Below are 23,914 nucleotides of genomic sequence, written 5' to 3' on the forward strand. Positions count from 1 at the left end.
ATAAAGTAAAAATGATATATGGAAGGAAGTAAAGTGCAATCACCCGGACTATGGAGACGTTTGTCGTCGTTGGTAAACTGGCTTTGGAAAAAGGAGGCGGAAGATATTACTGTCTATTTTATTTCCGGGATGTGCTATAACTGTAAGGTCTTTGACAAACTGCGGCTTCCGAAGGGGTATAAAAAAGCCTATATCGAATGGTTTATTCCCAGCCCCGACGAATCATTGTCGGAGTATGCTCATAAGATGGCAAAGACGATCGACACCTCGCGTCCGTTTATCCTGATCGGTTATTCTTTTGGTGCCGTTATCATGCAGGAGATGACACTTTTCCTGAAACCGGAGAAGTGCGTTATCATTTCTTCCTTTAAAAGCAAAAGGGAAATCCCTATTCTTTTCCAGGCAGTCCGGAAAGTCAATCTGATGGAGTTTATGCCTAAACGGCTTTTCTCGTCGACCGACTTTATTACCAATGCCTTTAACCGCCTGGTATATAATGCCTCCAATTCCGATCTGGCAGAGTATATGACTGTTACCGATCCCATATATATCAAATGGGCGGTAGAACAGATCACTGACTGGGTACCGGACAATAAGAGCGAACACCTTTACCATATTCATGGCACGTCCGATCAGATCTTTCCTTATGACCGGCTTGAAAATGTCTTTCCCGTTGAGGGAGGCGATCATCTGATGGTGGTCAAAAAGGCGGATACAGTCAGTTCCATTCTGGATATCATCTTGCTGAAGAAAGAGGATTGATTCCCTGTTTTAATAGAATAATTGCTAAATCTGGCAATAGAAATGAGCCTTTTGGTTGTTGAGTGGGTTATACTGAACAATCAAAAATAAATGATTATGGCAAACAGGTTTAGTGACAAGTTGACGACAGAGGAACGCAAGGAACTTCCTTCCTCTGATTTTGGCCTTCCGGAAACCCGTGAGTTTCCTATGCCCGATGCGGCCCATGTAAGGGCTGCCGAATCTTATTTCAGATATGCACCCGAGGATAAGAAGCCGTTGCTGGCTTACCGTATCCTGCAAAAAGCAGCGGAGTTCGGTGTGGATGTGCAGAGTCCGGTTATATTTGAATGGGCTGAAAAACATGAGAACTAAAAACAACAAAACGTCCGGACTTCCCTGGGGACGTCCGGACGTTTGTCTTAACCGACATAACTGTTGTTATTAAATTTTATTTTACTTCTTCGCCTTTGTCATTGAAGGTAACCGTGCTTTCCGTACCTTCGGCTGTAGCGATAACAAGTTTATAAGTCTTGGCTCCGTCTTTTTCTGCTACAGAGGCTTCTTTGATGGTCTGGCCTGCATAGGCTTTTTCAACTGCTGTTTTCACTACTTCAGGAACATCTGCCACTTCAATCTTTGTGTACTCATCCTGAGTAGACTGACAGCAAGCTACTGAATCAACACTTGTTTCTGCTGCGATAGCACTCATACAACCAACACCCATAACCATTGCCATTACTACTAATACCTTTTTCATGATCTTAATTTTTTTAATTCAACAATCTTTTATTACTAATACGCTTAATGTAATTCAATTTGTGTGCCAAACGGATGGTCTGATTGCGTAATTGTTGATAATCAGTAAATTATGTGTATTTGTGATTGTGCCAGACTGTAGAATGGGGATGTGGAATTGGGGAAATGTGATGAAATTTTCCTCAATGGCAGGTTCGTTTTAGGGATAAAACAACAAAGGCTGTCAATCTTTCGACTAACAGCCTTTGGAGCGGAAGCGGGGGGACTTATACCCCTTCTATTCAGAAATGTGCTTTGTTTGATAATCAATAAGTTATATTCAAACAGAACAGTTCTGAAACGTATAAATAGTTCCGAACCAGTTCCGATTGTGATTTTAGTATAGAATTATCCTCCATTTTTATTTGTTAACTTTCAGATAGTTACATTTTGTTTTCCACACAACTCAATTCTTAAAGCTAAATTTTTTTCTCTTTCCGCCTCTAGTTCCTTTTCCAAGGCTTTTATTTTTCCGGAAAGGTCCTCTATCTTTTTCAAAAGATCTTTTCTGGATTCAGAAGACTGGTCGATGGAGGTATTCTTTATCAGATAATCATTCCATTTGATATCTACGGAATAATTTTTTTTCAAAAATTCGGAAATAAGCATTTGACGGTCTTTATTGGGACCATTCTTAGTCGCTTTTTCCTGTTTGCACCATCTAAGGGCTCCATTATAACTTGTGCCTGTTATGTCGGCAAGAATACTGATGTATCGCCCCCCCATGAGTTCCTGCATGTCGCGACCAAATTGATCAGCGTTGAAGATATAATACTCTGTCATAGATGTTTAACTTTTTTTAATTCAAGAAAAGTTTAATATTAGTTCAATATTAGTTCAACGATCCATATATTTGCAATCACAAATATAATAATAAATAATACAAAAATGGAGGAAAAAAAGGAGCAGATGAGAAAAGAAATCATGTCCTTTTGGGATGGCACCAAGGAGGATATGAAAAAAAGAAAATCGTTCATGGAGTTCATGAACGAAGCAGGCATGGGAGACAACACTCTTTATGTCTATATGAGAGGGGAATGCAGGAGAATGCCATTCCTTAAAATAATCGGACTTTTAGGATGCATTAAGGAGTTTCAGAAAAAAAAGAGATGAAGAAGGTAATAATATATATACTGAGAGGCGTATGTTGTATTGCTATTGTCAGTATCATATTGTACTGGCTATACCTTTTCCATTGGACTTTGGCACTTCTTATAGGATCAATTATAGGTCTCGCTCTTTTATTAGAAGATATAAATAGAGAATATAATCAATAGCGCATAATTAAAAATAGTTGAATTATGAAATATAGAATATTCAATAGTTCAGATACAAATGTTTCTAAATTTGTTTTTGAGAAAGAAAACGTAGACGAATTAAAAGGTATTGCTGTAGAAGCAGTTTTATACCGTTATAATTCATACCAAGAAAGAACTGTTATTTGTTGCTCAACACAATGCGGTTGTCCCATAGGTTGTGTTTTTTGCGGTACTGGAAAATTTTTTGTTCGTAGCCTAATATCCGACGAAATAGTAGAGCAAATAGACGTAGCACTTTCTACGATAGATTGCGACCTTTGGAGTATAAAGAAGTTTCAAATAATGTTTATGAGTATGGGTGAACCCTTTCTTAACTACGACGAAGTAAAGAAGGCTATTATTACTCTAAATGATAAATACCCAAATGCGCAGTTACTTATAAGCACAACTGCCCCAGCTCACTTCATAGGTAAGCACTTTAACGATTTCACTGAATTAAGCCAAAATATTTCCAAAATTGGTATTCAGTTTTCAGTTCATGAAAGTAGGGATGTAGCAAGGAAAAGACTTATACCTTCATTGACAACCAGTTTACAGGATATAGGAGTTTTGGGTGAAAATTGGGCGAAAGCTACTGGGAGAAAACCCTTTTTTAATTACTGTGTACATGAAGGGAATAATTCTTACGACGACGTACTAAGACTTTCAGAAAACTTAATCCCTGACGTTTGGGAATGTACATTGTCTGTAATCTGTGAGAAAGATAATACCATGCAAGCGGCCATTAACGAACAATTGGATAGAATAAAATCATTTTCACAAATGATGATTGATGCCGAATATTCTATACGTGTATTCAACCCTGCCGGACAAGACGATATAGGTGGTGGATGTGGACAACTATGGTATTTTCAAGAATGGTTAAAATCTAAAAATAACTGAGCCTTGGGCGGCTTTGTAAAACCCATATTCATATGAGCGATTTTAAATCACGCCTAATCGAAGAACAGGCACAACTCGAAGAAAAGCTGAACAAGCTGAATGATTTCAATCAAAGCGAAAAGGTCAACGAGATTGATCCGGTACAGAAGTCTCTTCTACTCGTACAGGCCGGAGCAATGTACACTTACAACGAATGCCTAAAAGCCAGATTGGAACGGTTGTAATTCAAATTCGTAGGGTAGCCATATAGCTGCCCTACGCTAACATCTAAAAATAGTTTAATTATGAAAGTAACTAGCGCAGATATACAATTCCTAACTGGTTGCACCAGGCGAGAAGCGGAAAGAATCATTATTGACGCTGTAGGTCGTGATAATATCGATGAGAAATTCAAGGTGAAATCTTCTACCGAAATAGAAGTTTCCGATATAAAAAAGAGGTTGTTGTCGGTGAACAAGTCGATGGATGGTAAAAATCCTGTACAAAATGCAATCGACCTCCTTCGGCAACATGGACTTTCCTATTCTTTGAAGCGTCAGGTTTTTGAAGATATGAAATGCCTATATTATTGCGACTTAAAAGGCAGATATCGGACTTTGAAAAAGATACTACCTAAAGAACAGATAGATTCTCTTAGGAGCGCATTAAAGGTTAGACGATCTGATTTTGTGGCATCTGGCGGAAAGTTCCCTAAAGGACTTAAAGCTTTGTGACTAATAACTAAATAGAACTGAATATGCAATATATATTATCAGAAGAAGAATACAAGAGCCTTATACCTTCGCAGGAGTATGAAAGGATGAGAAATAGCCTGTTAGATGAAAATGCGAAACTTGAAAATATTATCAACCGGCTTAAATCTGAGGTTGTAAAGGATAGGTTATGTATTGATAAGGGTGATCAAAGTTACTGTGATGGTTGTGTATTAGGATTTGAAGGTCTTAATTTATGTACCTCAAACAAAAAGAGTTATTCAAAATGAAAAATTATGAACAGCAACGCACATGAATATAAGGTCAATGCTACCAAAGTAGCATTGCATCTACTACGAGAACCCGACATATTCGAAACAAATATGAAACTGTTTTGCGCTAAAGACCTAGAGAAGGCTTTTATCGCCGGCGCCGAATGGCAACTGCAACAATTAAGCCATCCCGATCCTCCCGGAGAACAAGGAGCGGACGGTACTATAACTATCAAAGAAGTGATGAAAGAAAAGGCTATCGAGGCCTTTAATGAAGCGATGAGTTATTTCGAATCACCAGACTGCCCAACAGCGAAAGAAGCCTTGAAGCATTTTATCGCTTGCTTGGATCAGGAACCTGATAGTGGTTGTTTGGAAAAACCGAACGACCAGTAAATAGCTCAAATCACGAAAGACATGAAATATTTAGCAATAAACATCCGTGACCAAATTCACGTATTGAATAACAGCGATGAATTAGGGTCACTGATCGAGAACAAAATTCCTTATAAGATAATAGGTAGAGTATGCACAGAGGAATGCAACACAAAATGCCACCATTTTCGAGCAGGGACATGCCCATGTAAGACAATGAAAGATCTTGATGGGAAATTCATCCATGTATTTACTGACAACTAAAAAAATGAACATCAACTACGCATCTCCCGGCGATGTCGGTCTTATCTACACTGATGAGAACGGCGCATACCACCTCCTAGCCTTGTCCCGTCACCAACACGAAGCCCTTAATATATTCGTGAGGGCTTTGACACAGGAACAACCGACGATCATGGCGGAAGATTTTGAAGTGATTATAAGAAAGAAGGAATAGCATTTTCAAAGTGAGAATTCTCACTTTGAAAACAATTTTATCAACATCAAAAAAAACATCTATCATGGAAAAGAAAGAATTTGAATACAACGGAACAGTTGTACAGTTTGAAATCAATGACAAGAACGTCATGGTAAACGCATCCCAAATGGCGAATGTTTTTGGGAAAGAGCCAGCTCATTTTATCAGGAATGAAAACACTAAAAATTTAATTGAGGCATTCTGTCAAACTGCGAATTCGCAGTTTGAAAACGAGTTTTCCCCTTCCGGAAAATTTGTCAAAGTAGTGAAAGGCGGACGCGAAAGTGGCACATGGATGGACCGCCGTGTCGCCATCGCATTTGCCATGTGGTTGAATCCCTTTTTTGCCGTATGGGTATGCAACACCATTGACTACCTGCTTTTCGGCTCCTACATCGAGGACGAGCAAAACCTGAAAGAAATCGCATACATCCAAAAACAGATCGAACAGAAAGAACAGTACTTGGCATCCTTGCCGGAACAACAGGAACTGGATAGCTTACGTAAAGAGGAAGCACACAAACGTAAGTTAATAGAGCAACGAAAGAAACACAAGATAAACGGTTTCAAAACCCTGTTTTCTGAGGAATCCATGAACGGGGAAGAAAAGGCATGATACCAATAAACCTGCAAATGCAGGTTTATTTCAAGGGATAGAAAAACACGATTTTTAAAATAAAACACAAAATAGCAACGAATTATGATACAACTTTCAAATAAATGTAGTATGTTTGCAGCAGTTCAGACCAAGAACTATAGAACATATATGCTATGCGGATTTTTTATGTCCGTACTGACAGGATTGTATCTACACAACGATATAAGGCTGTTCAAATCCCGCGCATACCCGTATAGCGATATGAGTATGGTTCTTGGTCGAACTTGGGAGGCGAACAGCCTTTCTTATATTCATACATTTCAAATTTCACGCGCAATGACCAAGAACGGTGAATTTTGCAATGCAGCGAACAATAGTACCTGTACAGCAACGTCTGCACACGAAACGTGCATCCTATCCCTAACCGGAAATCCATTCCGGGATATTGCATCTTACGGTTTCGACCTTCATCGGTGCAAAATCAATTACAATCAATCACAGAATGCAAATGGACACTCCATCACTGGCGTGTTCAACATCTCAGGCCGTACCCTTACGGCAGGGGCCAACTCATACGCTGAACTGATCGAAACGGTCGTACGTCTCCGCAGGGAATACCAACAATACGTAAGCCTCTGCCAAAAGAATAAACGTGAACGTTACGAATCGAACCGTTTACGCCGAATGACTGCGGAAGCATAATGGGATTGGTATATCCGTACCTAATAATAAAATCATAATAATCATCTAAATTTTTATCATTTATGGAAACAAAACTAATCGCAAGAGTGAACAACGTGGACATCGTATCCACAAGTGATGAACAAATGGTTGCTATCAAACCTATATGCGAGGCTTTGGGGATTGATAGAAAAAGCCAACAAGAGAAGGTAAAGGAGCATCCTATATATTCTTCAGTTGGGGTGCTGAAGCCCCTAACTGGATCAGATGGAAAGGTGTACGAAATGCTTTGTTTACCTATTGAATTTATATTCGGGTGGCTTTTTAGTATAATCCAAACAATGTAAAAGAAGAAGCGAGGGAAGCGTTGATTAAGTATCAATTTGAATGCAATCATGCATTATACACCTACTTCTATGGAGGGCAAAAGAAGCTTTTGGAGCAAAACAAAATAGAAATATCGCTACTTGAAGATATTGATGATATAAAGCAATCCATTCAAACATCTAAATCAGAGTTGTCTAAAAAACAGAAATTATTGGAACAGATTCGGCAGGAACGACTCAAAAACGAACCTACACTTCTATTCAAAAATCAGGGTGACAAATGACGATATTCATAATAACAATTTAACAACAACAATCATGACAAAACAAGATTTAATCGAAAAAGTAGCCTCCATCACAGGTATGGAGAAAAGTGCAGTAGAACACGTGATCAACGTAGAGCGTGACGTAATCATCGACACCCTTCAATCAGGGGAAGAGATCTATTCACGCGGGTTCGGAACATTTGCCATCAAGGAACGCGCCGCACGTAAGGCACGCAACATCGCGGCAGGAACGGTAGTTGATGTACCTGCCAAGAAAGTGGTTAAGTTCCGTCCGTCGTTCGATCTGTAAAGATACACGCGCGAGTGGCAGGCTCAGGGCTGTCGGCACTTGATTGTCGTCCGATGGTCGCCCGTGCGCAGGGTTCGACTCCCTGCGGAGCCACACAATATAAAAATCATCCATTATGATACAGAAAGAAATTATACACCGGGTATTGGAAGCCGCAGACAACGACCTGTTACGTGTCATACAAACGGTTTGCCCCGGCATAAAGCTACAACGACAAGGAATATCCTACACCGCCTGCTGCCCCCTTCATGGGGAGCGCACGCCCAGTTTCTACATCACTCCGTCAAAGCGCATCTGGAAATGCTTCGGCTGCGGGGAGGGAGGAGGGGCACTCCGATTCGTGATGCGCTACGAGAACCTGACCTATATCGAAGCCGTCCGCCGCCTGGGGAGCATCGTGGGGATTCCGGTAGCACAGCCCAAGAACAAACGTCCGGAATGGGTGAAGGTTGCACCCGTACAGTATATGCAGTTCGAGTACAGGGCTCTTTCCGCCCACGACCTGGAACTTTGCGGCGTACAAGGGGCAACGGAATCGGATACCTATATCTATTCCATGAAAACAGGCCTATTCGCTTTGAAGAGTTATACCAACCCGGCTCGCAAAGGAGAAAACTACTCTTGGAAGATCATGGAAGCATCGCAATACCCTATCCTGATGTTCTGCTACAAGAACAGCGATCGGTCGGAATGGGGTACTCTCTTCCAGCCGGAAGCAGAAGTCGGGAAGCAGCTGCGCAACTTCGGTATACGCCGTGGAAACACGGCTTTCTTCAGTGAGAAAATACGTGATTTCGCTTGCGGCTTGCGAGACGGAGCAATCAATGAAATCAATCTGAAAGGAATATTGGAATGAGCTATATCAACGAACAAAAGATAATCAACCGAGCGGACAACAATCTGATGGATGTCATCCGCCACTACTGCCCCGGTATCGAGTTTACAGAGACAGGCAAAGTATACCAGGCTAAATGCCCCTTCTTTTCCGAAGAGGATACCCGTTTTTACGTATGGCCGGCAAAACGCTGCTGGATTTGCTACGGCGGAATCGAGGCTCGTGGCGGCGCGTTGCAGTTCATCATGCGCTACAAAGGATGCGACCGCAGACAGGCGTTAGCGGAACTGGAAGGGATGTACAATCCTGCATCGACCGGATTCAGTGCAAAAACAGAAAAGGTATCCCCCGTGCATGAATACGTGTTCGAAGAAAACGATTCGTTCTCTGCTGAAGAACTGCGCCTATTGGGAAACCTGAAACGAAACTACAAGAAGGAAGACGGTTCTTTCGAAGAGCGCGACACCATCACGTCGGACGACCTGAAGCGTGTCTTTCCTATCCGAAGCCTGAAGAGCTTTACCCGTCCGGCCAAGGAAGGGGATGATTTCTCATGGCGGATATGCAGCACGGAAGAGTTCCCGATCCTATATTGGTGTTATACCCGTCCGGACGGCTCCGTATGGGGGAAAATATACCAGCCTAAAGCATCCAAAGGGAACCGATTCAGTTATTTTGGTGTAAAGGAAAAAAATTTCATTTTCGGCGACAAACAGACAACAGACCTGCTAGCCATGGCAAAACGTGGTGAAGCTATCGATTCGGAAAAGAGGATAAAGGAACTTGTTATCGTATCCGGTGGGTCGGATGCCATCAACACATATTTCAATGGCGGATTCAACGTCTGCTGGCTAAACAGCGAGACCGACATACTGGACTGGTACAAAGAGTTCCAGCTTCGGAAAATAGCCAAAAGCATCACGGTTTTATACGATCTCGACGATACCGGGCGCAAGTTTGCCTACCGGATGGCCTTGCGCTATATGAACATCAAGCTGGCCATGCTACCGGAAGAAATGTATCGCCAGACAAACGGGGCTTGCAAGGACGTGAAAGACTTCTTTATCAAATGGAACACCGGCGATAACTCCGCCGCACGCCGCCAGGATTATTTCTATATGGACAAGTTCAAGCGGTTTGACCACCTGGTGACCAATGCTCTGCCCCTCAAATTCTGGATGGATAAGGTAAAGGAGGTGAAAGACGGCGACAGGACGGAAGAAAAGGTCGTAGGCGTGGAGATCGACAACGAACAGATGTTCCGCTTCCTGACTGCATACGGCGTGCATCGTTACGCCTATAGCGATGATGAATATAAGTTCGTGCGTATAAACGATAACATTGTGGAAGAGATCGGTGAAAAGAAAATTTCGGCGACAGTCAACCAGATACTCCGCGAGTTCATCACCAACTCGCCTACCTATTTCGACAAACGGCTCCTGAACACGATCAACCGGAGCAACCAAGTAAAAGGACAGAGCCTCCAGAACATCTCTGAAATCAAACTGGACTTCTCGTACGATTGCAAGGACCAGGACTTCCTTTTCTTCCGGAACGGTGCGCTCCGAATCACAAAGAACGATATGGAAATGATACCGTTGGAATCGTTGCCGTTCAATCTGTACAAGGATAAGATAATCGATGCGGATTTCAAACCGGAGAAGGAAGACCTGTTTTATATTGAATATACGGAGAAATATATCACATCTAATGAGACGGATACGTTCCCGCAGTTGGACCGATTCAGCTTGAAAAAAGATTGGGACGGTCTGAGTTATGCCCAATTTGTCTACAACACCGGTGAGATTTTCTGGCGCGAAAAAGAGCTTGGCATGGAACTCACCGAAGAGCAGGAGAAAGAACCCATCTTAAACTTTGTCAGCAAGGTATGTGCGTTAGGCTATGCCTGCCGTAAATACAAGGAGATGAGTCGTGCCTACCTGCTGATGTGTGTCGAGGATGAAAACAATAAGAACGGAGAACATAACGGAGGTGTTGGTAAATCGCTCTTCTACTACCCTATACAGTGCGTTCGCAGCCTGTGTTACAGGGATGGGCAGATGATCGACCCGAAGAAAGATGCTGATTTGCTTTATCAGAATGTGGAACCGGGTAAGACTGATGTGGTGTGGTTCGACGACCTACAAAGAGGTTTCCCCTTGCAGATGATGTTCAACACGGTCACGGGAAACATGACCGTCCGCAAACGTTTCAAGGATATCGTAGTAATCCCGTTCGAGGATAGCCCTATAACTATAGTAAACTCGAACCATAAACCGGCAGACATCGACCGGTCCAAACGCCGCCGTGCCTGGTTCCTGACCTTTAGCAGCTATTACCACCCGGAAGACCCGAACCGGGGCATTCCGGCACGCAAGCCGGACATGGAGTTCGGGAAGAATATCGTGACTGATTATACGCCGGAGGAAATGAACAAACTATATCACTTCTTCGCGCAGTGCATACAGACCTATATGCGTATCAACGAACGCGTACTACCGGTAATGGATCGTGTGGAAAAGGGTATGTTGATAAACGGCATATCTCAGAACGTATTCGACTGGATGAACGACTATTTCGACGAATATGAGGAAACGCAGAACAGGCTAAACGTCCCCATTTGGCGTAACGGCATATTCGAGGAGTTCAAGCAAGTCTACAGCCGAACAGTCCAGGACCGCATCACAGTAGGTACATTGAAAGAAAAATTACAGAAATTCTGCGACTACAAGCACTGGGTACTCAATCCCTCGGAACTTTACCGTTCGCAAAGCGAGCGAGAAAGAGGAGAATACCGCAAGGGGCGTGATGGCAAGGACGATTTCTTCTGGTATATCCAGACTCGTGACCTGGATGAAGAAACTATTACCGCTTTTCAGGAAAAGACAGTTGAACCCATCGACCTCTCTCCGGAACAAACCTCCTATGCGTTTCCGCAAACCCGTCGTGAACCGCGCCCGGCTAACGCCCCGAAGCAGTATTCGATAGAGGAAGAGAAAAAAGATTTACCATTTTAAATTATATAACAATTAAAATCATTTGAAAATGAGAACAAAAAGAATCAAAAACAATTATTCAGCAGAAATTATCGCAATCGATAGAGCTGAACAAGATTTGCTGGGAGCAATCAAAAAGTTCATACCTGGAATCCTTTTCACAAAAAAAGGAAAAGTGTTTCAAGCCGAATGCCCGTTCCCTGATGCACCGAACGACCGTTTTTACGTTTGGCCGGAAAAACGCTCATGGTTCACGTTTGGGAAAAAAACAGAAAGAGGAGGAATATATTCATTCCTTTATAGATTAAAAGAAACAGGAAAGGATGAAATTGAACAACAAATAATCAAAGAGTTTGGACAAAATTCGGATAATGAAGAATATGTTCCATTGTATTCATCACACAGGGATGTGCTCATCTTCAGAAACAAAGCGATAGTAATAACCCCCAATCACTTAGGAATAAGGTATATACAGGATGTAGACTTTTATCCGAAGTCGGATAAGATGATAGATCACGATATTAGATATGAGAATTGTATGTTTACCGTAAGCTACACCGAAGAATACCTGATATCGGACGATGAAGGGTTTGATTCTTTGGATAAGTTCACATTGTCGATAAATTGGGACAATTTCAGCTTTGCTCAATTTGTCTACAACACAGGAAATACCTACTGGAGAGGCCAGGAACAAGGAATCGAGTTGGATGAAAAACAAAAGAAAGAAATAGCTTTTAATTTTATTCAAAAGGTATGCGTGCTTGGATATGCTTGCCGGAAATACAAGGACAGAAGCAAGGCATATTTACCTTTGGTCGTGGATGATAATCGAAATGAGTTGGTAACAGCAACAGGGAAATCGCTGTTTCTTCATGCTATAAAACAAGTTAGGAACGTGGAGTACCGAGATGGCATCTTTTTCGGTAGAGGGGATAAAAGCTTATTGTTTTCAGGTATTAAAGATGGGGTGACAGACGTATTGCTTATCGAAGACATGGCGAACATTAAAATATTAAAATACTTATACGGTGCGATAACAGGCGATATGGTAGCGAGGGATCGATTTAAGGATTGTCGCGTTATACCGTTCGATGAAAGTCCGGTTATAGTCGCTTCGACTAACTCTTATCCTTGGAATACAAGCGAATCAGACGATAGGAGGATATGGGTTTGCTCGTTCTCGGATTATTATCACCTGCCTTTAGCAAAAGGTACAAACAGGGAAGGACGCTCTCCTAAGGATGAGTTCGGGAAATGGTTGATAGACGATTACACGGAATATGAAATGAATAAATTCTATAAATTCATGATAGACTGTATTTGTACGTATCTTTTTATAAACGAAAAAATATGACACATCTATTCTACATCATCACCGGTCTTTTAACCGTATTTGAATTGGGTAAGGCTACTCATTGCCGGTACATTTGGGCGGAATACAGAAAATTGCGCCGAATGAATAAAGCAGACCGAGGGTTGTATCTCGATTACAGCCCGGAACTGCGTGTGATAACAATCGTCGACATTGTAGAGTTCGTTTTATGCATTGCCGGGCTTTTCCTGGCAGAATGGCCGTTCTTCTTCTTTGTTATACTGTTGAGCCTTTCCAAGTTCCAGCAGTTGGGTTCATGGGCTACCTGCATAGACTCCCTTCTGACCGTAGCAACCTTCGTGACTGCCATCTCGTTTCATTATAACTGGATTTGAGCTATGAGAAAAGAAACGATAAGTGCCTACTATTGCCATCAGGAGATAGTGGACAACAACAAGAAAATAGCCCGATATCGGGCTAAGGGCAATTGGGTGAAGATTACCGAATTGCTCAACCGCAACAAATACCTCCAGGAACAGGTAGATCTGGAAGTGCAGGCTCAACGGTTAGAAAGTACAACCGCCCAAATGGACAAGAACTTGCGAAGTTGGGCGGGACGGACACTTTCTATGTCGATAAATTGCGCAGACGCTTCCCTTTATTTGCTGGATATGTTTTGCGCCTACTTTAAAGATATAGGTTTTGAACGCAAGAAGGAATGGGAGCGTCGGTACAAGGAATTGTCTAAAGCTATCAAGGACTTTTCACAATTCTCTGCCGCCATGTTCAACGGGAAAGACCGCGACGACAACTGCGACGATCTGATCCGGCTTTGCGACCTGCTTTGCACGAAGTTTTACACGGACCGCGAACAGGTGTATTTCAGAAAGTACCAGGACATAGCAGACAATACCTGATATGGAAACCTACGCACTCCACCGGATGAACTCATACGCCGACATCCTTTCCGTAAAGGATCGGATGGGCGAAGAACTGTTCAATTCCGTACGCGACCGGATCTACCGCGATTTGCGTTTCCTCGACGTGTCGATGTTCTATCCGTTGGATGCAACCTGGACGGATGTAGACATCGAAGCCAAGGTACGGATCTGCTGCCTCTTCATCTCCGAAGACAAAAGCTGCTCATACGTAATGACCAGCGATTACAAAAAAATAATCCATAAATATAAAAACGAACAATATGCAAACATTCCTGATTATTTTAGCCCTGACGCTATCCGCTTTCGCGCTGGGAGCTTCCATGCTCGTACTTCACGAGCTGTTCAACCAGCACAAGCAACTGGTAATATTAAATAAACGGCTCAAACTGATTGATTTAAAATTCAGTCCAATCCGTCTGAAGGATCTGATCATGACATACAACCTATGTATCAAAAAAGAAGAATACATACTTGCCTCCCAGATCCTGGACACTATGAAAGAGGAGTTTCCGGAAGATTACAAACGGTTTAAGGAGGAAATAGGATGATAACAGACACATTAAAAAATAAAAAAGCATGAGTCATGATAGAAATATTACAATTTATATTTCAAGACTTCTGGCATTGGCTTGGAACTTTCTTGCTGATCATAGCTGTAGGAATTCCGTTTCATGGCATGTTTATCAGGAATACAGAGATTAATAATTACGATAAGAAAAACTAATAAGAAAGGAATATTATGACAATAGATCAGAAATCAGAACAATACTCCGGAAGAATAAATAATCAGAGCGGAGTCTACACCAAAGGCGAAATTGAGACTGCCTATGTCACAGGCTACAGCGAAGCCGAACAGGAAGCCATTAAAGCCTTTGACATATACCTCAGAAACTATCAAGGGTTAGACGCTTCGGAAAAACGCTATAAGGGTCTTATGACCGATTTTAAAAACATTTTGAGAGGAACGTTATATCATTTTTAAAAAAATGAATGAAACAAAGATCATATTAGATGCTTGTTGTGGCAGTCGGATGTTTTGGTTTGATAAAGAAAATCCTTTGACATTGTTCGCTGATATCAGGGACGAAGAACACATTCTTTGCGATGGCAGGAACCTGAAGGTTCATCCTGATCTCATCGCGGATTTTACCAATCTTCCTTTCCCTGCTAAGAGTTTCAAGCTGGTTGTATTCGATCCGCCCCATCTGGTTAAGGTTGGTGAGAATAGTTGGCTAGCTAAGAAATACGGCAAATTGTCAGAAGATTGGCCAAGGTTGCTGAAACAGGGGTTCAACGAGTGCTTTCGGGTGCTCGATGATTACGGTGTTCTTGTTTTCAAATGGAATGAAGACCAAGTAACCGTTAAAGAAGTTTTGAAAGCTATTGACCGACAGCCTTTATTCGGACATACAACCGGTCGAAGCGGTAAAACTATGTGGATGTGTTTTATGAAATTACCTAACAACTAAAAAACATGAATATTAGAATTGCAAAAAAAATAATGAAAGTCTGCAACTTACATTATTCGTACGGTTATGGTCGGTTTTATTCATATTCTGAGTATCAGAGGGAAAAAGCAGCACAAAAGTATTATAAAAAAGAAAAAAACGAATATTTATAAAAAAAGAAATAACTGGCGAATTACTTGATAATCTAAATATAAGACAATATTTAGATGTGCCTTCTATCAATTTTAAAAAGTACTGAGGTATGAAAAAGTTTAGATACAAAGTTATAAAACGAACTTTGGATGAGTTAATGACAGATTATCAAATGAACGTATTCGGCTTATCTGGATGGGAACTTTCTGCATTTTCGATAGGCGTTAGGCATGCTGTGTATATCTTTAAAAAAGAGGTTACAGAATGACTCAAATCACGAAAATTATGAATGATATGAATAAAATTAAATGGTTTGTTATAGGCTTCCATTTATATGTTTTTCCTCCGGACCCGAAAGTCGGAGACATTGAAGCTCTTATTAATTGGAAGCCGGAGAAAAAAGGAGTCCTTGAAACATTAAAGTTTCGTTGGCATTTTGGGATTTGGTCTTATAGGGCAGTATGTATGGGTCTTATAGGAAAAGGCTTTAATCCTAAGCATGAAAGAATTAGAGAATATTATATTGGAAAATAACTAACAACAAAAAGGATATGAAAGGAAAACTAACAACAGCAGTGTCCATTTCAGAAAATGAAAGGCTCTCAATAGGTACGGAAGTATAAATCACAAACGGATGGTGTGGATGTGATGGATATTATTACCAATGCGAGATTCCCGGAGGAAGACAGGTGGTAATAGGATCCAAATCGATCGAGATCACCGACCATCGTCCGTATATAAACTGGGAACAACGGCGGTATGAACTAGCTAAATCAGCTATGCAGGAATTACTTCACGGATTCACCATCACACAGGAGGATATAGAATACAAAGCAAAAGCATTGGCAAAATCTTCTGTGTTTTGGGCAGACGCCCTTATCAAGGAATTAAAATCAAATACCAACAATTAAAACATCAACAAATGGAAAATCGAATTTTCAAGTACAACGGTAACGACATCACTTTTGACATGAACAGTGATGAAAACATAATGATAAATGCCACTGATATGGCAAAGGCTTTCAATAAGGACGTTTTCGGATTTTTGCGTTTAGATAGCACGAAAGAGTATATAAACGCATACTGTCAGACCGCAAATCTGCGGTCTGAAAACGAATTTACCGTTCGGGGTAAATTGATAAAGGTAGTCAACGGCGGTCGCAACAACGGCACATGGATGGAGCGGAGCGTGGCTCTCAAATTTGCTGCTTGGCTAAATCCCTTTTTTGAAGTTTGGGTATATAAGATGATCGATCAAATACTGTTTGGTGAATTTGTAGCATTAAAAAATAAACTGAAAGAAGCGGCCAGCAGGAAAGCCCGTATCGAAACAATCCGGAAGGAACTTGAAAATGATCCAAGCACAGATCAAAGAATCAAGGAATTGTTCTTACTGGAGGAAACAGAGAAAAAAGAGGCAAAACAGAGATATGTAAGCATGGGAAAGCAAATCAAGGATTATAAACAGATGATCATTAGGTTCCAAGAAAATACAAGTATGGAATAATAATTTCACAATCTCTCTTTGCCATCCCAAAAATTTACCCCATCTTTGCAGCGTCACAATTACACATAGACACTGCAAGCGAGCAGGTCAAGAGAGAGTAGAAGGCATAGGCAGTTCTATCGTAATCCGTTCATATATCTCTGATATGTGTGGTTGTGACAAACTTGGATTATATAGAGCTGCTTTTTTTATTCATTCATCTAATGTCACAACCAGATGAAACAAACAACAACCGCTGCCGGAACCACTACCGTTCCCGCATCCGTTAAAGCCGGAACCATCTTTTCTTGGGCGAATGTAGCCCGCGTTTACAGGCTAAATGCTTGCACAAATAAATTTTATGCGTATATTTGCAGTGCTACAACTACATATAGGCACTGCAAGCGAGCAGGTCAAAGGACAATAGAAGGCATAGGCAGTTCTATTATAATCCGTTCATATATCCTTGATATATGTGGTTGTAGCAAACTTGGATTATATAGGACTGCTTTTTTTATTCATTCATCTAAAGCTACAACCAGATGAAACAAACAACAACCGCTGCCGGAACCACTACCGTTCCCGCATCCGTTAAAGCCGGAACCATCTTTTCATGGGCAAATGTAGCCCGTATATTGAACGCTATTCCAATGGGTATATGCGAATGTAAAACCGAAGCCGATGCGAAAGGTTATATAAAAGCGTTGGCTGTTATCCTGTCTGCCCTTGTATTGGCAGCTATCGAAGAAGGAGGTGCGCTATGAGACCCTTCCAGTCAAAGAGGTCTAACGAATGGTCGGACCGATATAATGCCATCGATATTATCGATATCATAAAGAAAGGCTATCCAACAGACGAACGCGAGAAAGCCCGGCGGATAGGCGACGAACGCACTGGAGTTGACCACGTAAACCGCAAATTACGCGAGATAGCCAGCACCGGTGCAAAGGCTATCCACATGGCCGCCTACGTTATCAGCAGCATCGAAGACATGGCTCATAAGAACAAGGATATCGGCTACCTGTTGGCTTCCCTTCCGGGAGACAAAAGCCCATCAGCGGCAATATCCGAACTCGGCATGATGTTGGCCGACCTGAACGAACATGTTATCGACCGCATCGAAGCGGCCATGTTATGCACCCCGGAATTATTCAATAAGGAATATCTGAACGATCCGCTCCAGGAATACGTGGAAACGTTCGAATAACAACATAAATTTTCAAGCAATTTTTTTTTACCGCCCTGCACCCGCCGTGAGGTTCGTGCAGGGCGTTTTTTGTACATCCTAACTACCCCGTATATCCCTACATTCGCCATATAACTCATAAAACAACAATCTCATGGCAATACGATTAGACAACATCATGGAGCGATGGGCAGCCCTGTTCAAAGAAATCCGGCATTCGGAATCTGCTCCCCGCTTTTTCCGCTACAACGACGAAATGGCTTTGGACGAATTTATCCAGCGTTACAAGAACATCAACGGGCCCGTAGCCGGTGTTCGCACCCACCTGGAAGGACGTTTCGACACCTCCAAGCGCGTCGACTATCCCGAAGAACAGTTTGTCATCCTCATGCGCGCCAGCCCGAAGGACTACCTCGCACAAGCGGATGCCAAGCACCGCTGCAAACGGATCATGAAGCATTTCCTTGTTTACCTCGAACACTTGAAGAAAGAAGCCCTGCGTTCCGGAGACCGTACCGGCCCGCTGGCTATGCTGAAGCTCGACGATGTGCGCTACGACACCTTGGGGCCCGTTGCCAACGAATGGCACGCCGTCTTCTGCACCATCGAGAACAACGAATACGAAAAACTCTGCTATTCCGAATCCGACTACCTGACCGAATCCGAAGCCGGATGGAGCGATAACCCTTCCCTTTGAAAACAATAGGGCTTTTTAAAAAAACGCCCTGATGAAAATAAAAAACGCCTAAGGTTTTTCCCGGAAATCCTTAGGCGTTTTTATTTTTCCCCAAGGCGTTTTTCCGGTTTCCCCGCCGCCATTTTTCCACCATTCCATTCATGGTAGGAAGTGGTTTGTAGGAATTGGTCAAAAACGAATGTTTTTACATATATTTTAAGAATTACGAAACTTTCAAAGTGGCAAAAAAAAATAGAAATACTTTTTTCTTGATTTTTTCTGACGGAGCTGTCGAAATATATATAGATATAATATAAAAGACTGAATACAAAGGAATAATATAAAAACAAGCTCCGTCAGACCTCCGTCAAACCTCCGAAAACCTCCGTCAGGATACCTTTTTTTCTGACGGAATATTTTGTTAATTTCTATTTAAAAACAATTCCGTCAGAGCTATTTTTGGACTTTGACGGAGGTTTTAACGGAGGTTTGACGGAGCTTAATTTGCTTTATATAAGATGAATAGATGTCAAAACACCCCTATCCCGTCAGCTCCGTCAGAAAAAAGGCGAAAGTTGAATAAATACATGTTTTTTCGCGTTAACATTTCAATTTGTCATTTTCCATACAAGATACATTCGTTAACTTTTGAAGTGCTAAAAAATGCATTCGAGTAGATTGACCTGGAGACGTGTACGGTTTATAAAACCTGCGGAAAGAGCAGGAAAACCTGTTGATATTGAATTTTTATTGAACCAAAAAGTGTTATGTATTTATAAATCATTATATTTGTATTGAAAATCAATAAAGAAATATCACTATGAGCAACATCACAATGAGTTTGGATCTCATGCGTTTCAAGAATGCCGGGATCACTACGCTAACCAGTTCGAAAACAGGCAAGGCGAAAAAATGTATCATCATTCCGATCGAAGACAATAGCCTGCTGGTCAATGAACACGGTATTTCGGTCAACCTGATCGGATTTCCCTACGACGGGAAGGAAACGCAGACGCATCTCATCAAGCAATCGTTCACAAAAGAGAAGCGCGATGCCATGACGGAGGAAGAAAAGAAGGCGTTGCCTATTCTGGGATGCGTATGGAAACCGAAAGAGTACACCCCCGAAGCTGAAGACAGTTATTCGGCCCCCCAGCAATTCAGCGAGCAGGGAGCAACTGCCGGCACGATTGATGATTTGCCATTTTAACCGGTACGGATATGGAATCGAAGACAAAGACCGTATTTATAAAGATGAAGCCCTACCTGAAAGAGTTCATCCTGGGACTGGAAGATAAAGACGGAAATAAACTGTACGGGCCGGAACCCGTACGGTTTTCCAAGAAAGATCGTATCTGTCAGCTGATCGACAACCTAAGGCACAAACCTTGGCCGGATAGCATCATCCTGAAGCCCGAATCGCGTAAAGACAGGGCAAATTTTCTCGAAGTAGTAATCGAACCCGATCCGGTGATTCGTTTTGACGATCTGAGGACCTATCTTTCGGCAGATTCGCAGACGAAGATATCCAAATACATCTACAACCAGTTTTGCGCACACGTTTACGAATATGTCAACCATGACCTGATCTACCAGAGGCAGGTATTCCCGGGTGAAACTCCGAGAAAGGTGGTCGCCTACCGTAATTTCTGCAACCAGTACCACATACTGAGCGCGGAAGAAGACAGTATCCGGAAAGCGTTCGACAGGCAGGCAAAATCATTTATTACCGAACATGTAAAAAAAAAGTTTGATAGTCGTGAAAATATTGCCCGTTCTCAGCCGCCTTTTGCCGGGTTTTAGGCGCTGTTTGGCTATATTTCCGCCAAAAACAGGGCATTAAGTTTTATTTATAGTTTATTTTGTTGATATACAATTTATTATGAACTGCATAGAACTCATATCGGATATTATCAAGATCGAAGCGTACGCAGACAAGGACGTGCACTTCTCCATCCCGTTTACCCACGACCGTGTGGTACGTTCTTCGGCCGTTACCCTTTCAGGCACCCCGTTGCTCCTTTCACTAAAGGAGGGGACGGCAGAAGCACGTTGCTCTATGGAAACATCGGAATCGGGAGACCGGTTCGATAATTCACTCACCTGGCAGGTTGACGACAACCGGCCGGATACGTTGCAACAAATCGGAATCCTTTCCTCCGGGCGTTACCATTATATGATAACCACCTACGGAGGCATCCGGAAGTTCATCTATAACTGGTGCGGCGCGGGGCGTACCCTTCCGGACAGCTCCATGAGCGGGAACACGGAAACGACATCCATGAAGTTTTCAGTGACGGGCCGGCACCCCATTTTGACCCTTATCTGACCTTTTAACCTTCTTTTTACCTATTAAAGCCACGTCCGGGACGGGGAGTGTCCGGTATTCCCCTCCTATACCTATATATATTCGTGTCAGAATTAAGATCACAAAAAGATCACTAACCCTTATTTTTTTGACACGATGAGTAATTACTCCTTTTTATCCGAAGTGATGCGAACCCAATACTGGATGATGGATCCGGTAGCCCTGCATCATTTCAAAGGGATCTTCACCACGGCCCGATACGACCTGGAAGCCTTGGCCGATGTCAGATGGGGAGAAAGACGCGCGGAAGGCAGTTTGCTCGTTTTCAAACCCGGACAGGCAGAACCGGAAGAACGGTTGATACAGACATCTCATCCAAACTGGTTCCCTCCAGAAGAAGAAAGTGCAAACAATCAGATCATTCATGTAATGCCTATAAAGGGAGCTATCACACATGGAGGAGCTGTATGTTCATATGGAACACGCGAACTGGCAGACCGCTTCCTTTATGTCGATTTGCAGGAAAACGTGGTAGGTCACCTGGTCATACTCGATACCCCCGGCGGTTCGGCTGTTGCCAACGACTTGGACGAAGTTTTCTCAAACGCCCGCAAACCGGTCGTAGCGCTTATCCGCGGTATGAATGCCAGCAAAGGGGTTTGGATTTCATCTTTCATACCCCATGTCTTTGCCGAACGCCCGGATGTGGAAATCGGATGTGTAGGAGTCATGGCAGTATTACAAGGAACACGCAATGGCATAAACACCTTCAATGAAGTGTATTATGAAGTCTATGCCGACAACTCCACGATGAAGAACAACGAGTATCGCGAAGCCATCCAGAACGACAACACCGCCCCGACTGTCGAGTCGCTTAACAAAATGGAGACCGAGTTCCGCTCCGTAGTGAAACGTCGTTGGCCGAATGTGCCGGACGAAAAGCTTACGGGACGCATGTATAAGGCTTCGGACGTGGTAGGAGAACTGGTAGACGGCATCAAGTCGTATAACGAATCGGTCAACTACATCTTCGAACTGGCCGGTGTCGACCGTAAATTCGAAGGACGTGTGACGACCTTGGGCACTATAAAAGAACCCGCAGAAACAACCCAGCCTGCCACCGGAACGGAGGAACCGGAGCAGCTTTTAAATAATAACCCTCAAACACTGATTATCCCAATGAAGAAAGAAGTATTAGAAGCTATTCCGGGAATGGGAGCCGTATCGGTGGACGAAAAAGGCAACCCGGTGCTCACCGAAGAGCAGTCAGGCATCCTTGAAGCCCATCTCGCCAATACGCAATCCGCGCTCTCGGCACAGGAGGCTCAGCAAAAAGAGATTGCCGACCTGAAGAAGCAAATCCAGGAGAAAGAGCAGTCCATCAAAGAGCTTGCCGACGCTACCGGCAAAGGTATCACGCAACCCGCCCCTTCGAACGACAATGTCGTGGAGCAGGCATCCGCCGAAATAGACGGCCCGATCGTTTCCGGACGGAAAGGCAACTATGCGAACGACATGAAAACCCTGAGAGGCGTTCTGGCAAGCAACGGATTTATCAATGAGTAACTAACCCTTTAAAGAGATTTATTTTATGGCAACAGTAACCGTTTCCTCTTTAAATGAAACATTCCAGAAGACCCGGAAGGACCTTTTTATGCTTCCGTCCGTTTTCATGGGGGATGAAATGTCACGTGCCGGTATCGCGATGATCCCCGGCATCCAGGATGAGCTGAAAATGTACAGCTACCTGCGACACTCCATCAACATGATGCCCTATAAGGCGAACCGCACATACGACAACGCGCCTGTGGGCGAAATCAAGAAAAACATCCTGAAGGTATACCTCTCCAACACAACGGCGCAGGATAACATCCAGGATTATGTACATACCGATGCAGCCGGTTTCACCCTGTTAGGCACGAATAAGACATATAAGAATCCGGCTGAACGCCTTATTTCTTATTCCATTTTCCAGGGCGTCTCCGAAGCCATGCTGAACCGCATGTGGTTCATGATCCGCAATGAAAACGGGAATACCACGTCCGATTTGGCCGACGGTTTCCTCGAACTGATCCGCAAGGCACGCGAATCGGGCGAAATCAGCGCGGAAAATCGCAACCTGATCGATGTGGGTCCGATCACCGACCCGGTAGACGAAACCGACACGACTGCTTACATGCAAGCACTTGAGTTCCTGAAACGTCTGAATCCGGCACTGCTCCGTGGCAAACCTGTAGTAAACCTGACGGTCGGTACCGGTATTGCCATCCAGCAGGCTATGCGAAACGCCAGCCGCTATTACAAGGATCCGGACCGTTACGGCTCGTTCGTGCTCCCCGAGTTCCCGAACGTTACATGGAATCCAAATCTTTCAATGGGCTTCGGCGACTTCATGCAGATCACGCAGGTCGGTAACATGATGTACGGGTTCGACTCCGTTTCGGACGACGAATACCTGTTGGCCCGCCAGATCGACAAAGACCCGAACGTCATCGACTACTGGCTGCAAATGCGCTTAGGCTTCCAATATGAAACCTTCCACCAGAAAGGCTTCGCATGTACGACCGGCACATTGAGCCCTGAATCGTACGAAGGCGACACCAAGCCGTCTGAAGTCTATACGCTTACCGTCAACGCCGGTGAGAACGGAACGGTAACCAAATCGCCCGAAAAGGAAAAGTATGCCTACGGTGACAAGGTCAAGCTGACCGCCACCCCGACCGACGACTCCACCCACGAGTTCGAAAAATGGTCTGACGGCTCCCTGGACGCTACCCGGAATTTCTCCGTGAGCGGTAATTTGGAATTGACAGCAACCTTTAAAGCGAAATAGAC

General features: G+C 43.1%; 35 protein-coding genes. 33 read left to right on the top strand and 2 right to left on the bottom strand.

From position 1 onward, the window contains the following. Positions 1-18: 18 nt before the first annotated feature. A complete protein-coding gene (locus NBH15_RS03400; protein WP_128133228.1) occupies positions 19-762 on the top strand; it encodes an alpha/beta hydrolase in 744 nt (247 codons plus the stop codon). Between the two features lie 96 nt (positions 763-858). Beyond that, complete coding sequence (locus NBH15_RS03405) at positions 859-1,116, top strand: hypothetical protein (RefSeq protein ID WP_128133227.1); 258 nt, start codon at positions 859-861, stop codon at positions 1,114-1,116. 76 nt (positions 1,117-1,192) lie between these two features. Here the strand turns inward: NBH15_RS03405 and NBH15_RS03410 are convergent, their stop codons facing one another. Both NBH15_RS03410 and NBH15_RS03415 read right to left on the bottom strand, forming a co-directional pair. Continuing rightward, entirely contained in the window at positions 1,193-1,501 is a 309-nt protein-coding gene (locus tag NBH15_RS03410) for a hypothetical protein (protein WP_128133226.1), read from the bottom strand. Between the two features lie 413 nt (positions 1,502-1,914). Beyond that, positions 1,915-2,322, bottom strand: a complete 408-nt coding sequence (locus NBH15_RS03415) for a hypothetical protein (protein WP_250821974.1) — start codon at positions 2,320-2,322, stop codon at positions 1,915-1,917. Between the two features lie 105 nt (positions 2,323-2,427). On the opposite strand from NBH15_RS03415, the gene NBH15_RS03420 reads away from it, so the two are divergent. From NBH15_RS03420 to NBH15_RS03570, 31 genes are all read left to right on the top strand, one after another. Next, positions 2,428-2,652, top strand: a complete 225-nt coding sequence (locus tag NBH15_RS03420; protein WP_250821975.1) for a hypothetical protein — start codon at positions 2,428-2,430, stop codon at positions 2,650-2,652. A gap of 188 nt (positions 2,653-2,840) precedes the next feature. Next, positions 2,841-3,740 (top strand): hypothetical protein, encoded by a 900-nt coding sequence (locus NBH15_RS03425; RefSeq protein ID WP_250821976.1) that lies wholly within the window; start codon positions 2,841-2,843, stop codon positions 3,738-3,740. A gap of 32 nt (positions 3,741-3,772) precedes the next feature. Continuing rightward, positions 3,773-3,964 (top strand): crAss001_48 related protein, encoded by a 192-nt coding sequence (locus NBH15_RS03430; RefSeq protein WP_250821977.1) that lies wholly within the window; start codon positions 3,773-3,775, stop codon positions 3,962-3,964. Between the two features lie 60 nt (positions 3,965-4,024). Then, positions 4,025-4,453, top strand: a complete 429-nt coding sequence (locus NBH15_RS03435; protein WP_250821978.1) for a hypothetical protein — start codon at positions 4,025-4,027, stop codon at positions 4,451-4,453. A gap of 23 nt (positions 4,454-4,476) precedes the next feature. After that, positions 4,477-4,722 carry a hypothetical protein gene (locus tag NBH15_RS03440; RefSeq protein ID WP_250821979.1) on the top strand — a complete coding sequence of 82 codons (246 nt, stop codon included), beginning with the start codon at positions 4,477-4,479 and terminating at the stop codon, positions 4,720-4,722. A gap of 6 nt (positions 4,723-4,728) precedes the next feature. Then, positions 4,729-5,100: a hypothetical protein gene (locus tag NBH15_RS03445; RefSeq protein WP_250821980.1), complete on the top strand. Its 372-nt coding sequence runs from the start codon at positions 4,729-4,731 to the stop codon at positions 5,098-5,100. A 247-nt stretch (positions 5,101-5,347) separates the two neighbouring features. Next, positions 5,348-5,536 (top strand): hypothetical protein, encoded by a 189-nt coding sequence (locus NBH15_RS03450; protein WP_250821981.1) that lies wholly within the window; start codon positions 5,348-5,350, stop codon positions 5,534-5,536. A gap of 64 nt (positions 5,537-5,600) precedes the next feature. After that, entirely contained in the window at positions 5,601-6,173 is a 573-nt protein-coding gene (locus NBH15_RS03455) for a KilA-N domain-containing protein (RefSeq protein WP_250821982.1), read from the top strand. 318 nt (positions 6,174-6,491) lie between these two features. After that, a complete protein-coding gene (locus NBH15_RS03460) occupies positions 6,492-6,857 on the top strand; it encodes a hypothetical protein (protein WP_250821983.1) in 366 nt (121 codons plus the stop codon). A 62-nt stretch (positions 6,858-6,919) separates the two neighbouring features. After that, positions 6,920-7,183, top strand: a complete 264-nt coding sequence (locus NBH15_RS03465) for a phage antirepressor N-terminal domain-containing protein (RefSeq protein WP_250821984.1) — start codon at positions 6,920-6,922, stop codon at positions 7,181-7,183. A gap of 297 nt (positions 7,184-7,480) precedes the next feature. Next, positions 7,481-7,738 (top strand): HU family DNA-binding protein, encoded by a 258-nt coding sequence (locus NBH15_RS03470; RefSeq protein WP_250821985.1) that lies wholly within the window; start codon positions 7,481-7,483, stop codon positions 7,736-7,738. 115 nt (positions 7,739-7,853) lie between these two features. Beyond that, positions 7,854-8,594: a CHC2 zinc finger domain-containing protein gene (locus NBH15_RS03475; protein ID WP_250821986.1), complete on the top strand. Its 741-nt coding sequence runs from the start codon at positions 7,854-7,856 to the stop codon at positions 8,592-8,594. Beyond that, positions 8,591-11,590, top strand: coding sequence for a CHC2 zinc finger domain-containing protein (locus NBH15_RS03480; RefSeq protein WP_250821987.1), 3,000 nt, complete (start codon positions 8,591-8,593; stop codon positions 11,588-11,590). The genes NBH15_RS03475 and NBH15_RS03480 overlap by 4 nt, the downstream gene beginning before the upstream one ends. A gap of 28 nt (positions 11,591-11,618) precedes the next feature. Then, positions 11,619-12,923, top strand: a complete 1,305-nt coding sequence (locus NBH15_RS03485) for a hypothetical protein (RefSeq protein WP_250821988.1) — start codon at positions 11,619-11,621, stop codon at positions 12,921-12,923. Continuing rightward, positions 12,920-13,276, top strand: coding sequence for a hypothetical protein (locus NBH15_RS03490; RefSeq protein WP_250821989.1), 357 nt, complete (start codon positions 12,920-12,922; stop codon positions 13,274-13,276). Before NBH15_RS03485 ends, NBH15_RS03490 begins: the two co-directional genes overlap by 4 nt. Before the next feature lie 3 nt (positions 13,277-13,279). Beyond that, positions 13,280-13,798, top strand: coding sequence for a hypothetical protein (locus NBH15_RS03495; RefSeq protein WP_250821990.1), 519 nt, complete (start codon positions 13,280-13,282; stop codon positions 13,796-13,798). Between the two features lies 1 nt (position 13,799). Continuing rightward, positions 13,800-14,198: a hypothetical protein gene (locus NBH15_RS03500; protein ID WP_250821991.1), complete on the top strand. Its 399-nt coding sequence runs from the start codon at positions 13,800-13,802 to the stop codon at positions 14,196-14,198. Between the two features lie 363 nt (positions 14,199-14,561). Then, complete coding sequence (locus NBH15_RS03505; RefSeq protein ID WP_250821992.1) at positions 14,562-14,804, top strand: hypothetical protein; 243 nt, start codon at positions 14,562-14,564, stop codon at positions 14,802-14,804. A 4-nt stretch (positions 14,805-14,808) separates the two neighbouring features. Next, the gene (locus NBH15_RS03510) at positions 14,809-15,291 is read left to right on the top strand and encodes a TRM11 family methyltransferase (RefSeq protein WP_250821993.1); all 483 of its coding nucleotides are present in this window, start codon (positions 14,809-14,811) and stop codon (positions 15,289-15,291) included. A 241-nt stretch (positions 15,292-15,532) separates the two neighbouring features. Then, on the top strand, positions 15,533-15,691 hold the full coding sequence (locus tag NBH15_RS03515; protein WP_250821994.1) for a hypothetical protein: 159 nt from the start codon (positions 15,533-15,535) through the stop codon (positions 15,689-15,691). Positions 15,692-15,708: 17 nt separating this feature from the next. After that, positions 15,709-15,957: a hypothetical protein gene (locus NBH15_RS03520; RefSeq protein WP_250821995.1), complete on the top strand. Its 249-nt coding sequence runs from the start codon at positions 15,709-15,711 to the stop codon at positions 15,955-15,957. A 155-nt stretch (positions 15,958-16,112) separates the two neighbouring features. Beyond that, on the top strand, positions 16,113-16,334 hold the full coding sequence (locus NBH15_RS03525) for a hypothetical protein (protein ID WP_250821996.1): 222 nt from the start codon (positions 16,113-16,115) through the stop codon (positions 16,332-16,334). 11 nt (positions 16,335-16,345) lie between these two features. Beyond that, positions 16,346-16,930, top strand: a complete 585-nt coding sequence (locus NBH15_RS03530) for a KilA-N domain-containing protein (RefSeq protein ID WP_250821997.1) — start codon at positions 16,346-16,348, stop codon at positions 16,928-16,930. 521 nt (positions 16,931-17,451) lie between these two features. Beyond that, the gene (locus NBH15_RS03535) at positions 17,452-17,673 is read left to right on the top strand and encodes a hypothetical protein (protein ID WP_250821998.1); all 222 of its coding nucleotides are present in this window, start codon (positions 17,452-17,454) and stop codon (positions 17,671-17,673) included. Continuing rightward, positions 17,670-18,116: a hypothetical protein gene (locus NBH15_RS03540; RefSeq protein WP_250821999.1), complete on the top strand. Its 447-nt coding sequence runs from the start codon at positions 17,670-17,672 to the stop codon at positions 18,114-18,116. The genes NBH15_RS03535 and NBH15_RS03540 overlap by 4 nt, the downstream gene beginning before the upstream one ends. Positions 18,117-18,249: 133 nt before the next feature. Then, a complete protein-coding gene (locus NBH15_RS03545) occupies positions 18,250-18,792 on the top strand; it encodes a hypothetical protein (protein WP_250822000.1) in 543 nt (180 codons plus the stop codon). Positions 18,793-19,591: 799 nt separating this feature from the next. Beyond that, positions 19,592-19,981: a hypothetical protein gene (locus NBH15_RS03550; protein WP_250822001.1), complete on the top strand. Its 390-nt coding sequence runs from the start codon at positions 19,592-19,594 to the stop codon at positions 19,979-19,981. Positions 19,982-19,992: 11 nt separating this feature from the next. Further along, on the top strand, positions 19,993-20,574 hold the full coding sequence (locus NBH15_RS03555) for a hypothetical protein (RefSeq protein ID WP_250822002.1): 582 nt from the start codon (positions 19,993-19,995) through the stop codon (positions 20,572-20,574). A 79-nt stretch (positions 20,575-20,653) separates the two neighbouring features. After that, the gene (locus NBH15_RS03560; RefSeq protein ID WP_250822003.1) at positions 20,654-21,100 is read left to right on the top strand and encodes a hypothetical protein; all 447 of its coding nucleotides are present in this window, start codon (positions 20,654-20,656) and stop codon (positions 21,098-21,100) included. Between the two features lie 135 nt (positions 21,101-21,235). Beyond that, positions 21,236-22,645: a S49 family peptidase gene (locus NBH15_RS03565; protein WP_250822004.1), complete on the top strand. Its 1,410-nt coding sequence runs from the start codon at positions 21,236-21,238 to the stop codon at positions 22,643-22,645. A 25-nt stretch (positions 22,646-22,670) separates the two neighbouring features. Then, a complete protein-coding gene (locus tag NBH15_RS03570; protein WP_250822005.1) occupies positions 22,671-23,912 on the top strand; it encodes an InlB B-repeat-containing protein in 1,242 nt (413 codons plus the stop codon). Positions 23,913-23,914: the final 2 nt, after the last annotated feature.

The organism is Parabacteroides caeci (assembly GCF_023656795.1).
Taxonomy (GTDB): domain Bacteria; phylum Bacteroidota; class Bacteroidia; order Bacteroidales; family Tannerellaceae; genus Parabacteroides; species Parabacteroides segnis.